The following is a 13,767-nucleotide window of genomic DNA, read 5'->3' as shown; positions in this document are numbered from 1 at the left end:
AAACATCATGTCCAAGAACACCGTTCCCTTCGCTGCCCGCCACATCGGTCCGCGTGGCGAAGAAACCAAGTCTATGCTGGCCACGCTTGGCGTGCCGTCGCTCGAAACGCTGATTTCGCAGGCGGTGCCGAATTCGATTCGCCTCGATCGCCCGCTCGATCTGCCGCCGGCAGCCAGCGAATCCGAGGCACTTGACGAGCTTGGCGCCGCCATGCGCCAGAACAAGGTGCTGAAAAGCTTCATCGGCGCCGGCTATCACGGCGTAAAGGTGCCGCCGGTCATCCAGCGCAACCTGTTCGAGAACCCCGCCTGGTATACGGCTTACACGCCCTACCAGTCGGAGATCAGCCAGGGCCGCCTTGAGCTTTTGTTCCATTTCCAGACGCTGGTGACGGAACTGACCGGCCTGCCGGTCGCCTCCGCCTCGCTGCTGGACGAAGGCTCGGCCGTGGCCGAAGCCGTGGGCATTGCCTGGCGCCATCACCGCTCGAAACGCAGCAGACTGGCATTTGCCGGAGAACTCCACCCGCAAACACACGACGTGGTGGTCACCCGCGCAGCACCGCTGGGCATCGAAGTCGACGGCGACACGATCGACGATGACACATTCGCGCTGATCGTGCCCTGGGCCGATACCTATGGCGTCTACGGCGACCATGGCGCCCTGATTTCCGAAGCAAAGGAAAAGGGTGTCGTAATTATCATGGTCGCCGATCCGCTCGGCCTCATCCTGAGCAAGACGCCTGCAGAGCTTGGTGCGGACATAGCCGTCGGCTCGATGCAACGCTTCGGCGTTCCAATGGGCTTTGGCGGACCACACGCTGCTTACTGCGCCGTTTCGGACAAGCTGACGCGCCTCATGCCCGGCCGTCTTGTCGGCCAGTCGACCGATGCGCACGGCCGTGCGGGCTATCGACTGGCGCTCCAGACCCGCGAACAGCACATCCGCCGCGACAAGGCCACCTCCAACATCTGCACCGCGCAGGCGCTGCTCGCCAACATGGCGGCTGCGTACGCGATCTGGCATGGGCCGGGGGGGCTCGTGGCCATAGCCGAAGCCGTGCACGAACGGACAGCGCGTTTGCATGCAGGGCTGAAGGCCGCAGGCATTCAGCTCGCCGGCGACGTGATCTTCGACACGGTCACGGTAACCGTTCCGGGCAAAGCCAAGCAGATCGCCGCGCAGGCCGAGGCCGATGGTCGTCTTCTGCGCATCGTTGATGCCGACCGGCTCGGCATCAATCTCGACGAAACCACCGGGGAGGACGATCTGGCAGGCCTTGCCACCCTGTTCGGCGCGGAATTGCCGGAGAGCGCCCCTCGTCTTGCGCCCTTCGAAGCACGCGGACGAAGCTTTCTCACCCAACCGGATTTCCATTCGCACCGCTCGGAAACCGAAATGATGCGCTTTCTGCGCAGGCTCGCCGACAAGGATCTTGCGCTTGACCGCGCCATGATCCCGCTCGGCTCCTGCACCATGAAGCTCAATGCCGCCGCAGAGATGATGCCCGTCAGTTGGCCGGAAGTGGCAGGCCTGCACCCCTTTGCACCGGCCGAACACACGGTGGGTTATCGCCAGATGACCGAGGATCTCGACCGCTGGCTCTCGGAAATCACCGGCTTCGATGCGGTCTCGCTGCAGCCCAATGCCGGCAGCCAGGGCGAGTATGCCGGCCTTCTGGCGATCCGCCGCTACCATGCCGAGCGTGGCGAGGCTGACCGCGACATCTGTCTCATCCCCTCCTCCGCTCATGGCACCAATCCGGCTTCCGCCTCGATGGCGGGTATGCGGGTGGTGGTCGTGCGCTGCACAGACGATGGCAATATCGATCAGAACGATCTGACGGCGAAGGCGGCAGAACATTCAGACAGGCTTGCCGCTCTCATGCTTACCTACCCGTCCACCCACGGCGTGTTCGAGGAAGGCGTGCGCGACATGTGCGCGTTGATCCACGAGCATGGCGGCCAGGTCTATTTCGACGGCGCCAATCTCAACGCAATGGTCGGGCTTGCCCGTCCGGGCGATCTGGGCGCGGATGTCTGCCACCTGAATCTGCACAAGACCTTCTGCATTCCCCATGGCGGTGGTGGACCGGGCGTCGGTCCCATCGGCGTCAAGGCGCACCTGAAACCGTTCGTGCCGGGGCATGTGGCGCTTGGCAGTGGTCATGCGGTGGCCGCGGCGCCATACGGCAGCGCGTCGATCCTGCCGATCACCTGGATGTATATTCGCATGATGGGCGGCGACGGTCTCAAGCGGGCGACGGAAATGGCGATTCTCAACGCCAATTACATCGCCCACAGCCTTAAAGAGCACTACCCAGTACTCTACAAGGGCCGCAACGACCGCGTGGCGCATGAATGTATCCTCGACACGCGCGTCTTCAAGGACCGGGCCGGCGTCACCGTCGACGACATCGCCAAGCGGCTCATCGATTACGGCTTCCACGCACCGACCATGAGTTTTCCCGTCGCCGGGACGCTGATGGTGGAACCCACCGAGTCGGAACCGAAAAGCGAAATCGACCGCTTCTGCCAGGCGATGATCTCCATTGCCGATGAAGCGGCTCGCGTGGAAAAAGGCGACTGGCCCAAGGACAACAATCCGCTCGCCAACGCACCGCACACGGCAATGGAGTTGATGGCCGACGACTGGCCCCATCCCTACAGTCGCGCCGAGGCCGCCTTCCCCGAAGGTTCGCTCGCGGCGGCGTCCAAATTCTGGCCGCCGGTCTCACGCGTCGACAATGTCGGCGGCGACCGCAATCTGGTCTGCGCCTGCCCACCCATCGAGGCGCTGGCGAGTTAGACCAATCAATAAGATCATCTCCCCCCGTCGGAGGGAGATGATCACCCATTTCGCCCATGGCTCTTGGCTGGGGCCCGCGCTTTCTGATAAAGCGTCGTCCACACACTCCGAACGGAACCGGAACAGGCTTCGCTTTGCCCTGGAATCCATGGCAAACTGAGATGTGATTCGCGGACAGGAAACCACACGCTTCATGGACGACAACAACGACCTCTTCGCCGGAATGACCACCAATGTAGAACGTGCGAAAACGCCCGAGCCAACTGCGCCCGAACGCAAGCCCGCGCCGCGCCCCGCGTCGTCACGCGCATCGTCTGGGGATGGCTACAGCGCTGCCGACATCGAGGTTCTGGAAGGCCTTGAGCCTGTTCGTCGCCGTCCCGGCATGTATATCGGTGGCACCGACGACAAGGCGCTGCATCATCTGTTCGCCGAAGTCATCGACAACTCCATGGACGAAGCGGTGGCCGGTCACGCCACCTTCATCGAAGTGGAGCTGGACGCGGAAGGCTATCTCTCCGTCACCGACAATGGTCGCGGCATTCCCATCGATCCGCATCCGAAATTCAAGGACAAGTCGGCGCTCGAAGTGATCATGACGACACTGCACGCCGGCGGCAAATTCGATTCCAAGGTCTATGAGACCTCCGGCGGCCTGCATGGCGTGGGCGTGTCTGTGGTTAACGCCCTTTCCGAACTCCTCGAAGTCGAGGTGGCCCGCAATCGCCAGCTTTTCCGCCAAACGTTTTCACGCGGCCTGCCGCAAGGCGGGCTCGAACAGCTCGGCGATGTCCACAATCGCCGCGGCACCAAGGTGCGCTTCAAACCGGATGAGGAAATTTTCGGCAAGGGTGCCAAATTTATGCCGGCGCGCCTCTATCGGATGGCCCGGTCCAAGGCCTATCTGTTCGGCGGTGTCGAAATCCGTTGGATCTGCGCACCCGAGCTGATCGGCGAAAAGGACGAGACCCCGGACAAGGCCACCTTCCATTTCCCCGGCGGCCTCAAGGACTATCTGAATGCCTCGCTCGACGGGCAGTTTCAGGTCACGAAAGAAGTGTTCTCGGGCCGTAGCGAAAAAAATTCCGGCCATGGCGCCGTGGAATGGGCAATCACCTGGTATGGCGGCGACGCCATGCTCAATTCATACTGCAACACCGTACCGACGCCTGAGGGCGGCACGCACGAAACCGGCTTCCGCAATGCGCTCCTGCGTGGCCTGCGCAGCTACGCAGAACTCACCGGCAACAAGCGCGCCTCCATCATCACATCCGAAGACGTGATGATCTCTGCCGCCGGCATGCTCTCCGTATTCGTACGCGAACCGGAATTCGTCGGTCAGACCAAGGACAAGCTGGCGACGGCTGCCGCCATGCGCATTGTCGAAAACGCCGTGCGCGATCCCTTCGATCACTGGCTTGCGGAGAACCCGCAGGAAGCCTCCAAGCTGCTCGACTGGGTCGTGGCGCGCGCCGACGAGCGCCTGCGCCGCCGTCAGGAACGCGAGGTCAGCCGCAAGAGTGCCGTGCGCAAACTACGCCTGCCCGGCAAACTCGCCGACTGCACCATGGGCGCCGCGGCCGGTGCCGAAATCTTCATCGTCGAGGGCGACTCGGCCGGCGGCTCCGCCAAACAGGCGCGCAACCGCGCCAGCCAGGCCGTACTGCCGCTGCGTGGCAAAATCCTGAACGTGGCCAGCGCCGGCACGAGCAAACTCGCCGCCAACCAGCAGATTTCAGACATTACACAGGCGCTCGGCTGCGGCACACGCTCGAAATATCGCGAAGACGATCTGCGCTACGACCGCGTGATCATCATGACGGATGCCGACGTGGACGGAGCGCATATCGCCTCTCTGTTGATCACTTTCTTTTATCAGGAAATGCCGCAACTCATCGAAAACGGGCATCTTTATATGGCGGTTCCACCGCTCTACCGCATCAGCCAAGGCGGCAAAACCATGTATGCACGCGACGACGCCCACAAGGACGAGTTGTTGGCGACAGAATTCACCGGCCGCGGCAAGGTGGATGTTGGCCGCTTCAAGGGCCTTGGTGAGATGATGGCGAGCCAGCTCAAGGAAACAACCATGGACCCTGCCAGGCGCACTCTGCTGCGCGTGACGGTTCTCGACGGTCAAGAAGCGACCAGAAGCACGATAGACTCGCTCATGGGCACCAAGCCGGAAGCGCGCTTTCGCTTTATCCAGGACAATGCGGAGTTCGCAGAAGAACTGGATATCTGATCCGCTGATTCGCGCTTGGATGTTTGAGTTCAGGCTGCCGCGATCGCTTGTGCCTGGAGACGCGCATTCTCGCGCAGCGCGTCGAGATGGACGGACCGTAACAGACCTGCAAGGTCGGTCGCTTCGGCGTCGGGACCGGCCTGTCCAGGCGTTGCGCCAATGCTCTCGAGCATCAGCCAAGAGACTTCCTGAGCGCCGGCGACGCGCTTGCCCTGTGCCACATCCCGCCACACCGAAAGCGCTCGGATAACGGGCCGATGGACCGGTTTTGCCAATCCGGCTTTTTGTAGGAGTGTCGCAATAGCGAGATCGCGTCCGTTCACCAACAATCCCTTCACGCGGCTGTGTGACTGCCCTGTGAGCGCCATAAGCACATTGCCGAAGAAGTCGATCTTCCCATGGGCGACCGTGCGCACGATAAACCCGACCGTTAAATCGCCACGAATGCGCAAATGCTCCACCAGTGCAGTGTGCTCGCTGGGATCGATGCTCTCGATCAACGTCAGCGACGCGCGAATACAAGCCTCCCGCGTCAATTTCTCGGCCCGCGCCGCGCCAACCAGAGCCTTGACAAGCGGCGCCTCCCGCAAAGCCTCGCCAAGTTGCACCAGAAGCACATGCCGGCAGTCGGACGGCAGGCGTCGGTCTGCCGATAACGCTTCGCGCAGACCAGCATCGCCACCATGGCGTTCAATCATGCGCCTGAAACTCAATGCCGCGATATCGGCACTGGGATTATCGAGCATGGCGAGGCAGGCATCCCGCGACCCGACCTCGGCAATGGCCGCAGAAACACCCATGGCGAGTTGCGGCCTCTGCGCAATCAGTCGCTGTGTGTCTGAACGGCCATCGGCCACGCGGTCTACCAGATCGGTGTCGGAAAGCACCGGCGAGCGCGCCAGAATTGGCGCAGCAACGTCCGGCTGATCGGCGGCAAGAGCGGCAACCACCTGAATGGGTGCATGCCGGCTTATCGAGAGCGCTTCGGCCAGCGCCGCACGAACCTTGGAAGACGGATCGTCGAGCAGTGCCGTCAACGCGGCCTCGGCCGCGTAACGGTCCTCGAAGGGCAATTCCTTTTCGAGATAAGCTCTTGCAAGGGCCGCCGCGGCTCCCGCTCGCTCGCCCACTTTGGCCGTTTCCATCCATCTTAGAAAATGCTGAACCACTTGCACCGAAGTCACGCTCCCACCCTGTCTGAAGCGACCCTAGCGGGAATTCGTATAGGAAACGTTTACCATAAGTGCCCGCTTGCGAGGGGGCTCCCACACGCCTATCAAGACATGGAGGATCCGTCGGAAAAGCAGGATTGGAGAAGCCGAATGGCCGGTCTGTATCTTCACGAATTTCATCCGGGACAGGTGTTCCAGCACACGCTGCGCAAAAGCGTCACTGAAAGCGACAACATGCTGTTTTCGACCATGACGCTGAATCCGCAACCGCTCCACATCGACTTCGACTTCGCCGAAAAGACCGAATGGGGCAAACCGCTTGTCAATTCGCTATTCACTCTAGGCCTAATGATCGGCATCTCCGTCCACGACACGACGCTCGGCACGACGGTGGCCAATTTGGGCATGACGGAGACCAGTTTCCCTCACCCGGTGTTCCATGGCGATACGATCCGCGTCGAGACGGAGGTGAAATTCGTACGCGAATCGAAGTCCAAACCCGATCGCGGCATCGTTGAATTCGAGCACCGCGCCTACAATCAGGATAACAGGCTTGTGGCGCGCTGCCTGCGCCAAGCGATGATCCTCAAGAAGAAAGCCAGATGACGATGCGTTCGCTTCTGTTCGTACCCGGCGATTCGGAGCGCAAGCTGGAAAAGGCTCTTGGTTCCGAGAGCGACGTGCTCATCATCGACCTGGAAGATTCGGTAAGCCCGGACAACAAGGCAGCAAGCCGACAAATAGCCGCCACCTTCCTGAAATCGGGGCGCGCCCGCACACGCGCGCAGCTTTATGTCCGGGTCAACGATCTGGCGAGCGGTCTGACCGACAAGGATCTCGCCGGCATCATGGACGCACGTCCCGACGGCATCGTTCTACCCAAGGCAGAAGACGGCGGCGATGTGGCGCATCTGGCTACAGCGCTGCGCGTTCACGAGGCCGAAAACGGCATTGAAGACGGGCGAACCCGTATCCTTCCGATCATCACCGAGACAGCGATGGGTGTCCTCAACGCCTCCAGCTATCGTGGAGCGAGCGAACGGCTCTCCGGCCTTACCTGGGGGGCGGAAGACTTGTCGGCGGATATCGGTGCCCTCGCCGCACGCAATGAAGATGGCAGCTACACGCCGCTCTTTCAGTTCGCGCGCAGCATGACTTTGCTTGCCGCCGCCGCGGCCGGTGTGCCCGCCATCGATACGGTGTTCCCCAATTTTTCGGATACGGATGCATTCGAACGGGACTGCCAACTGGCCGCGCGCGATGGCTTTGTGGCCAAAATGGCCATTCATCCCAGACAGATCGCGTCGATCAATGCCACCTTCACGCCGTCTGCGGACGAAATCGAGAAGGCCCGGACTGTGGTCGAAGCTTTCGCTGCGGCAGGCAATGCCGGTGTCGTCAATGTCGGTGGACGCATGTATGATCGTCCGCACCTTGCCCTTGCCGAACGGGTGCTTGCACGAGCGGGAGAGGCGTCATCGCGCTGATGCGACGTCAGTCGCTCTCCCACTGAGGCCGCGTCATCTGGAAAACCTCCGTTACCGATGAATAATCTCGATAGCCAAGGCGCGCCATATTGCCGGCCGCGACGGCATCGAACAGCCCATCCCTCAGCACCGCGTCGCTGATATGAACACCGATCACCTCGCCGGTGACGACGATTACGCCAGCCGAGGCGCCGTTGAGCCCAACAGGTCGGCGCACCTCGGTAACCTTGCATTCAAGCGCTGCGTGGCATTCGGCCACACGCGGCGGCTTCACCAGCGTCGACGGCGCTTGCGTCAACCCGGCATATGCGAATTCGCTAACCCCGCGCGGCGCATCCACCGCGCTGGCGTTCAACTGTTCGGCCAAGTTGCGGCTTGCAAGATTGACGACAAATTCACCGGTCTCTTGGGCGTGAGTAGCGCTGTCTTTCGCCCCCTCGGAGGAGAAGAATACCAGATGCGGATTGGAGGAGATCGCGTTGAAAAACGAATAGGGAGCGAGATTGGCAGACCCGTCTTTCGAAAGGGTCGAAATCCAGCCGATGGGGCGCGGTGAAACGATGGCCTTGAAAGGATCGTGCGGCAGGCCATGTCCCTTGAAAGGTTCGTAAAACATCATGCCTCCCAAGGGCCGGCATAGTCGGAAACGATGGTCGCAAGCTCCGGACGCGGACGCTCCATCAGTTCCACATCGTATGAGCCGATATGGACGAAGCCAATGACACGCTCCTGGGGCGCAAGCCCGAGGATGCGTCGGCCTTCCGCATCGTTGGAATACCAGTTGGTGATTAGATTGGTGCCGTAACCGAGCGCGTTGGCGGCAATCATCAAGTTCATCGCCGCCATGCCCCCGGACAGGAACATTTCCCATTCGGGAATTGCCGGGCTTTCCTTCGGCACGCAAATCACGCCGATCACCAACGGCGCACGTGAAAAGCGGGTGCGCTCCTGCTCGATCCGCGCCTGCGGCAGTTCGCCTTCGCGCTCCACCGCGCGCTCGGCCAGCGCATCGCCGATCGTAGCGCGCACATCGCCCCGATAGAGAATAAACCGCCACGGTGTCAGCCGTCCATGATCGGGCACACGCGACGCCGCTTTCAGAATGCTCTCTAGCTCCTCTTGGGAAGGCGCCGGCTCCGCAAGGTCCTTCACCGGCGTAGAGCGGCGCGCGAGCATGAAATCAAGCACGGATGAATGCAATGTCTATCTCCTGTGGGGTATGCGATGCCTGAAACAGGCTGAATGGCTGGCAAAAGATAGTGACCCGGGTTCGAAATCCGTTTCATCTTTCGGGACACGTGGCGCGGTTTTCACAGTTGAAACTCTGCACACCCCGATCCGACAACAAACGAACTTCCTAATCCAGCGCACTGGCATTTCGTCGGCACCAGATCGCACAATCGCCTTGAAATTGCCACCGCCTTGGGGTTCATGTCTATCATGCGCGGTTCTTCGAAAACTTTCCTTTTTTTTCTCGCTCTGCACGTCTCGCCCCTGCTGGCGTTTTCTGCGCAGGCACAAGACGATGCCTCGAGAGCTGTCGACGGCTTGCGCCTGCCCGGCCTGAACAATTATGCCCCCGCTTCCGTGAGCGATGCACTCGCCATTGCTGATACCGGCGAGGTCACGCTGGTCGCGCATCTGAACGAAGGCGGTACAGAAATTCCAGACGGGCTGATCTGGCGTATTTTCGGAACACAGCCGGGCGCAGACGAGAAATTGCCGCTTGTTGCCACTGCGCGCGGCGGCAACGGCGTTTTCGAACTCGCTCCGGGTAGCTATCTCGTCCACGCTGCCTATGGCCGTGCCGGTGTGACCAAACGCATCACCGTCGGTCGCGATCCGATGCGCGAGGATTTGTTTCTCGATGCCGGCGGTCTCAAGCTCAACGCAATCCTGCCAGGCGGAGTGCGGATTCCACAGAATCAGCTTCGCTTCTCGATCTATGAGGCAAGCGAAGACAGTATCGGCGACGGAACGCTGATCCTGCCGAATGTCGAGCCCGGCAGTATCGTACGCCTCAATGCCGGCACATATCACGTTCTTTCCAATTACGGCGCCATCAACGCCGCTATTCGCTCCGACATCCGAGTGGAAGCTGGCAAACTGACTGAGGCGACGGTCGAACACCGTGCCGCCGACCTGACCATGAAACTCGTGCGCGAACGCGGCGGTGAAGCCATCGCCGACACCGCCTGGTCTATCCTCACCGATACCGGCGAAATCGTTCATGAGACGGTAAGCGCCTATGCCTCCATGGTACTCGCCGAGGGCGATTACACCATCGTCGCCAAGAACCGCGACCGAATCTATCAAAGGGACTTTTCAGTCGTTCCAGGGCGTAATCAGGACGTGGAACTCTTGCCCACGGACCTGCTCGACACGCGCAACCAGTTCCCCGATTGATCAATTCCCCAATCAGATAGACGAAACCGAATACCCAAGAAAAAGCCGCGCTCCAGCGCGGCTTTTTCAGCTCAGAGATCGTGTGGCCTATTCGGCCGAGGCAGGCACCCTGCGCTTCAAATCCGGCGGCGTCGCCTCGTCGACCAGCATCGCCGTCACATCGGCCAGCGAGAAGGACGCCTGATCGCGACTGCCCAGCCGGCGAATGTTGACTGTGCCTTCTTCCGCTTCGCGCTTGCCGCAGACGAGAATGACCGGAACCTTGGCCAGCGAGTGCTCGCGGACCTTGTAGTTGATCTTCTCGTTGCGCAGATCCGCCTCGGCCAGAAGACCGGCCTCCTTCAGGGTCTCGGTGACCTTCAGCGCATACTCGTCGGCATCGGACGTGATCGTCGCCACCACCACCTGCACCGGTGCGAACCAGAGCGGGAAATGGCCGGCGAAGTTCTCTATCAGAATACCCAGGAAACGCTCCATCGAGCCGCAAATCGCCCGGTGCACCATGACCGGTTGCTTCTTCTCCGAGTCGTGATCGATGTAGAAAGCACCGAAACGCTCCGGCAGATTGAAGTCGATCTGTGTGGTGCCGCATTGCCATTCGCGGCCGATGGCATCCTTGAGAACATAATCGAACTTCGGTCCGTAGAACGCGCCGTCGCCCGGATTGATTGCAGTCTTGATGCGCCCGCCCGATTGTTCGGCGATCTGCACCAGAACCTTGCTCATGATCTCTTCGGCGTGATCCCAAAGCGCATCGGAACCGACACGCTTTTCCGGCCGCGTCGAGAAGAAGACCGTGATCTCCTCAAAACCGAAATCAGCATAGGTGGAAAGAATCAGATCGTTGATCTTGAGACATTCGGCGGCGAGTTGCTCTTCAGTACAGAAGATGTGCGCATCGTCCTGCGTGAAGCCGCGCACGCGCATCAGGCCGTGCAACGCGCCCGAAGGCTCGTAGCGATGCACATTGCCGAATTCGGCCATCCGGATCGGCAGATCGCGATAGGACTTCAGGCCGTGCTTGAATATCTGCACATGACCGGGACAGTTCATCGGCTTCAGCGCGAAGGTGCGGGTATCTTCCGCCTCATCGTCCGCGCACTCGACCTTGAACATGTTCTCCTTGTACCAGCCCCAGTGACCGGAGGTCTCCCAAAGGCTCTTGTCGAGCACCTGGGGCGCGTTCACCTCATCATAACCATCGGTCGCGAGCCTGCGCCGCATGTAGCTCACGAGGTTCTGGAACATGCGCCAGCCCTTGGAGTGCCAGAAAACGACGCCCGGCCCCTCTTCCTGAAAGTGGAACAGGTCCATCTCGCGGCCGAGCCGGCGATGGTCGCGCTTCTCGGCCTCTGCCAGCATGTGCAGATACTGGTCGAGCTCTTCCTGTGTCTGCCAGGCCGTGCCGTAGATGCGGGTCAGCATCGGATTGTTGGCGTCACCGCGCCAATAGGCGCCCGCCACTTTCATCAGTTTGAACGCCTTGCCGATCTGGCCGGTCGAGACCATGTGCGGACCGCGGCAAAGGTCGAACCAGTCGCCCTGCGCGTAGATCTTGACGTCCTGATCCTCGGGGATCGCATCGATCAGTTCGACCTTGTAGCTCTCGCCTTTCTCGGCGAACACTTTCTTGGCCTTGTCGCGCGACCACACGTCCTTGGTGAACGGCTTGTTGCGCGCAATGATCTCCGCCATCTTCTTCTCGATGACCGGCAGATCTTCGGGCGTGAAGGGTTCGTTGCGGGCGAAATCGTAATAGAACCCGTTCTCGATCACCGGGCCGATGGTGACCTGTGTGCCAGGCCAAAGCTCCTGCACAGCTTCGGCCAGCACATGCGCGGCGTCGTGCCGGATCAATTCCAGCGCACGCGGATCGTCGCGCGTGACGATCTCGAAATCGCCGGAGATGCCGACAGGATCGGAAAGATCGCGCACCACGCCATTGAGCGCATAAGCGACCGATTTCTTGGCAAGCGACTTGGAAATGCCGGCTGCAATGTCGGCACCAGTCGTCGCCGCCTCATAGTCGCGGACAGAGCCATCGGGAAATTTTAGGGAAACGGCCTCGGCCATAAGACTTCTCCTTATCCAGTCCCGCCAACGAGCGCGGGTGGTTTGGGCAGTTTGAGTTTGCGCGGTCGGAATAAGCGTTTCAACCGCGAACGTAAAGGGCAAACCGGGGTCTGCCGTGTCACGGCTTTGTCAGCCAGTAGGCTTCCGCTCCATGCGGCATCGATTTGAGGACCCGCCGCAAGGTCGCCTCCCCCACCTCCGCACGCAGGATGGCGGCGATATCGCCAATAGCGGTCTCTGGTGCGACATTGTGTGGCGCGCGCACCGCTTTCACCTCTGCGAGGAGCGTTTGACGGTCGGGAAACGGGGTGATCTCCGCGTCTAGATTCCAGCCTTCGATAAAGATCACCCGCAACAAAGGCGGCAGTATTTCCGCAAATTCCAGCGCGTCCTTCATAGATATATGACTGCGGAAAACATGCAGCACCGCGCGTGTCATCGCATAGCACTGGTTGTGCGTGGCGAGCATCGATTGCGTTTTTACCGCATCCAGAAAACGCCGGAAATCGCGGCTGGCATGCAGATAGTCCATTGGAACCGTCATCGACGTCCATCCTTCTGCCTGGCCACGCGCCAGAAACGCCAAGGCGCCCACCATTTCAGGTCCATGTCGAGCTTGTCGGGAACCGGATCGACCCCATGCGTGCCACCCGGCCCGCATCGCACCACGCGGAAAAGTCCCATCCAGCCGCCCGACCAGAGCCCATGCCGGGCAATCGCTTCATAGGCGTATTCCGAACAGGTGGGAAAATGGCGGCAGGAATTGCCAATGAAACCGGACAGCGTCAGTTGGTAGAGACGCACGCAACCCGTGCCGAACAGGCGACCGGGTGTCTTCGGCCATATCCCTTGCCAGTTGCGGCTGCGAACGGGCCGCGCCATGGGTCAGGCGGCAGCTCCGGCGCGCGCCTTCTCGATCTGATCGATGGCGTCGACCACCGCGTCGAAGGTCAAAAGCGTGGAAGCGTGGCGTGCCTTGTAACCGCGCACCGGCTCCAGATACTTCAGCTCTTCAAAACGGCCGTTTGGCGGGACCCCCTCATTCTTAAGCATGGCATACATCTGTTCGCGGACCTTCCGCAGTTCGTCAGCCTTCGCGCCCACCACATGGGCCGCCATGATCGATGAAGAGGCCTGTCCCAACGCACAGGCCTTCACCTCATGCGCGAAGTCGGTCACTGTGTCGTTCTCCATCTTCAGATCGACAATCACTGTCGATCCGCAGAGTTTCGAATGCGCCTTGGCGCTGGCATCTGGATCGTTCAGACGCCCTATCCGCTGAATATTACCGGCAAAACCAAGAATTTTCGCGTTGTAGACGTCGTCCAGCATAGATTTTCCGATCTGCCGTATCCGAAACACATCAATGTCGTTTCGGCACCTTTCTTTCTGCTTCCTATCCCTTATATAATGACCGCTGTGGGTCCGCGACAAGGCATGAGCGCCTTATGCGGATCCAAGTTTCGCGCACGCCGCTGTCGGGCCGGGCTGAGATTATTTCTCCAATACCCGCTGGATAAGGCCGTGAACCGTTCAACTCGTTCCTGCTGAGACAGGAACTACGGGAGACGCCTT

Annotated in this window: 12 protein-coding genes; 5 read left to right on the top strand and 7 right to left on the bottom strand. The window is 60.6% G+C overall.

Annotated features, from left to right (window positions below; all coding sequences use genetic code 11):
- Positions 1–7 precede the first annotated feature (7 nt).
- Positions 8–2,809, top strand: coding sequence for an aminomethyl-transferring glycine dehydrogenase (gcvP, locus tag QZ638_RS02460; protein ID WP_295806409.1), 2,802 nt, complete (start codon positions 8–10; stop codon positions 2,807–2,809).
- Between the two features lie 193 nt (positions 2,810–3,002).
- Positions 3,003–5,054: a DNA topoisomerase IV subunit B gene (gene parE / locus QZ638_RS02455; RefSeq protein WP_295806405.1), complete on the top strand. Its 2,052-nt coding sequence runs from the start codon at positions 3,003–3,005 to the stop codon at positions 5,052–5,054.
- A 29-nt stretch (positions 5,055–5,083) separates the two neighbouring features.
- On the opposite strand, the gene QZ638_RS02450 is transcribed toward parE, so the two are convergent.
- Complete coding sequence (locus QZ638_RS02450) at positions 5,084–6,199, bottom strand: DUF2336 domain-containing protein (protein ID WP_295806462.1); 1,116 nt, start codon at positions 6,197–6,199, stop codon at positions 5,084–5,086.
- A gap of 177 nt (positions 6,200–6,376) precedes the next feature.
- Here QZ638_RS02450 and QZ638_RS02445 point away from each other — a divergent pair, with 177 nt between their 5' ends.
- Both QZ638_RS02445 and QZ638_RS02440 read left to right on the top strand, forming a co-directional pair.
- Positions 6,377–6,832, top strand: a complete 456-nt coding sequence (locus tag QZ638_RS02445) for a MaoC family dehydratase (protein ID WP_295806403.1) — start codon at positions 6,377–6,379, stop codon at positions 6,830–6,832.
- 2 nt (positions 6,833–6,834) lie between these two features.
- Positions 6,835–7,713 carry a CoA ester lyase gene (locus QZ638_RS02440; protein ID WP_295806459.1) on the top strand — a complete coding sequence of 293 codons (879 nt, stop codon included), beginning with the start codon at positions 6,835–6,837 and terminating at the stop codon, positions 7,711–7,713.
- Positions 7,714–7,720: 7 nt separating this feature from the next.
- Here the strand turns inward: QZ638_RS02440 and QZ638_RS02435 are convergent, their stop codons facing one another.
- Both QZ638_RS02435 and QZ638_RS02430 read right to left on the bottom strand, forming a co-directional pair.
- Positions 7,721–8,329: a flavin reductase family protein gene (locus QZ638_RS02435; RefSeq protein WP_295806401.1), complete on the bottom strand. Its 609-nt coding sequence runs from the start codon at positions 8,327–8,329 to the stop codon at positions 7,721–7,723.
- On the bottom strand, positions 8,329–8,913 hold the full coding sequence (locus QZ638_RS02430; RefSeq protein WP_295806395.1) for a nitroreductase: 585 nt from the start codon (positions 8,911–8,913) through the stop codon (positions 8,329–8,331). Before QZ638_RS02430 ends, QZ638_RS02435 begins: the two co-directional genes overlap by 1 nt.
- Before the next feature lie 240 nt (positions 8,914–9,153).
- Between QZ638_RS02430 and QZ638_RS02425 the strand changes: the two genes are divergently transcribed.
- The gene (locus QZ638_RS02425) at positions 9,154–10,119 is read left to right on the top strand and encodes a hypothetical protein (RefSeq protein WP_295806457.1); all 966 of its coding nucleotides are present in this window, start codon (positions 9,154–9,156) and stop codon (positions 10,117–10,119) included.
- A gap of 87 nt (positions 10,120–10,206) precedes the next feature.
- On the opposite strand, the gene thrS is transcribed toward QZ638_RS02425, so the two are convergent.
- The 4 genes from thrS to QZ638_RS02405 form a co-directional block, all read right to left on the bottom strand.
- Positions 10,207–12,192, bottom strand: a complete 1,986-nt coding sequence (thrS, locus tag QZ638_RS02420; protein WP_295806392.1) for a threonine--tRNA ligase — start codon at positions 12,190–12,192, stop codon at positions 10,207–10,209.
- 118 nt (positions 12,193–12,310) lie between these two features.
- Entirely contained in the window at positions 12,311–12,736 is a 426-nt protein-coding gene (locus QZ638_RS02415) for a DUF2267 domain-containing protein (protein ID WP_295806389.1), read from the bottom strand.
- Positions 12,733–13,074, bottom strand: a complete 342-nt coding sequence (gene yidD / locus QZ638_RS02410; RefSeq protein WP_295806387.1) for a membrane protein insertion efficiency factor YidD — start codon at positions 13,072–13,074, stop codon at positions 12,733–12,735. Before yidD ends, QZ638_RS02415 begins: the two co-directional genes overlap by 4 nt.
- Positions 13,075–13,077: 3 nt before the next feature.
- Positions 13,078–13,524 carry an iron-sulfur cluster assembly scaffold protein gene (locus tag QZ638_RS02405; protein ID WP_295806384.1) on the bottom strand — a complete coding sequence of 149 codons (447 nt, stop codon included), beginning with the start codon at positions 13,522–13,524 and terminating at the stop codon, positions 13,078–13,080.
- Positions 13,525–13,767 lie beyond the last annotated feature (243 nt).

The organism is uncultured Nitratireductor sp. (assembly GCF_913053745.1).
Classification (GTDB): domain Bacteria; phylum Pseudomonadota; class Alphaproteobacteria; order Rhizobiales; family Rhizobiaceae; genus Nitratireductor.
Note: the sequence above shows the minus strand (reverse complement) of the source record. Positions and strands in the feature narration are given on the sequence as shown.

What these genes read in the sequence shown, in the direction of transcription:
- gcvP (WP_295806409.1), top strand. Translation starts at nt 8, where the DNA reads ATGTCCAAGAACACCGTTCCCTTCGCTGCCCGCCACATCGGTCCGCGT.
- parE (WP_295806405.1), top strand. Translation starts at nt 3,003, where the DNA reads ATGGACGACAACAACGACCTCTTCGCCGGAATGACCACCAATGTAGAA.
- QZ638_RS02450 (WP_295806462.1), bottom strand. Translation starts at nt 6,199, where the DNA reads ATGGAAACGGCCAAAGTGGGCGAGCGAGCGGGAGCCGCGGCGGCCCTT.
- QZ638_RS02445 (WP_295806403.1), top strand. Translation starts at nt 6,377, where the DNA reads ATGGCCGGTCTGTATCTTCACGAATTTCATCCGGGACAGGTGTTCCAG.
- QZ638_RS02440 (WP_295806459.1), top strand. Translation starts at nt 6,835, where the DNA reads ATGCGTTCGCTTCTGTTCGTACCCGGCGATTCGGAGCGCAAGCTGGAA.
- QZ638_RS02435 (WP_295806401.1), bottom strand. Translation starts at nt 8,329, where the DNA reads ATGTTTTACGAACCTTTCAAGGGACATGGCCTGCCGCACGATCCTTTC.
- QZ638_RS02425 (WP_295806457.1), top strand. Translation starts at nt 9,154, where the DNA reads ATGCGCGGTTCTTCGAAAACTTTCCTTTTTTTTCTCGCTCTGCACGTC.
- thrS (WP_295806392.1), bottom strand. Translation starts at nt 12,192, where the DNA reads ATGGCCGAGGCCGTTTCCCTAAAATTTCCCGATGGCTCTGTCCGCGAC.
- QZ638_RS02415 (WP_295806389.1), bottom strand. Translation starts at nt 12,736, where the DNA reads ATGACGGTTCCAATGGACTATCTGCATGCCAGCCGCGATTTCCGGCGT.
- yidD (WP_295806387.1), bottom strand. Translation starts at nt 13,074, where the DNA reads ATGGCGCGGCCCGTTCGCAGCCGCAACTGGCAAGGGATATGGCCGAAG.
- QZ638_RS02405 (WP_295806384.1), bottom strand. Translation starts at nt 13,524, where the DNA reads ATGCTGGACGACGTCTACAACGCGAAAATTCTTGGTTTTGCCGGTAAT.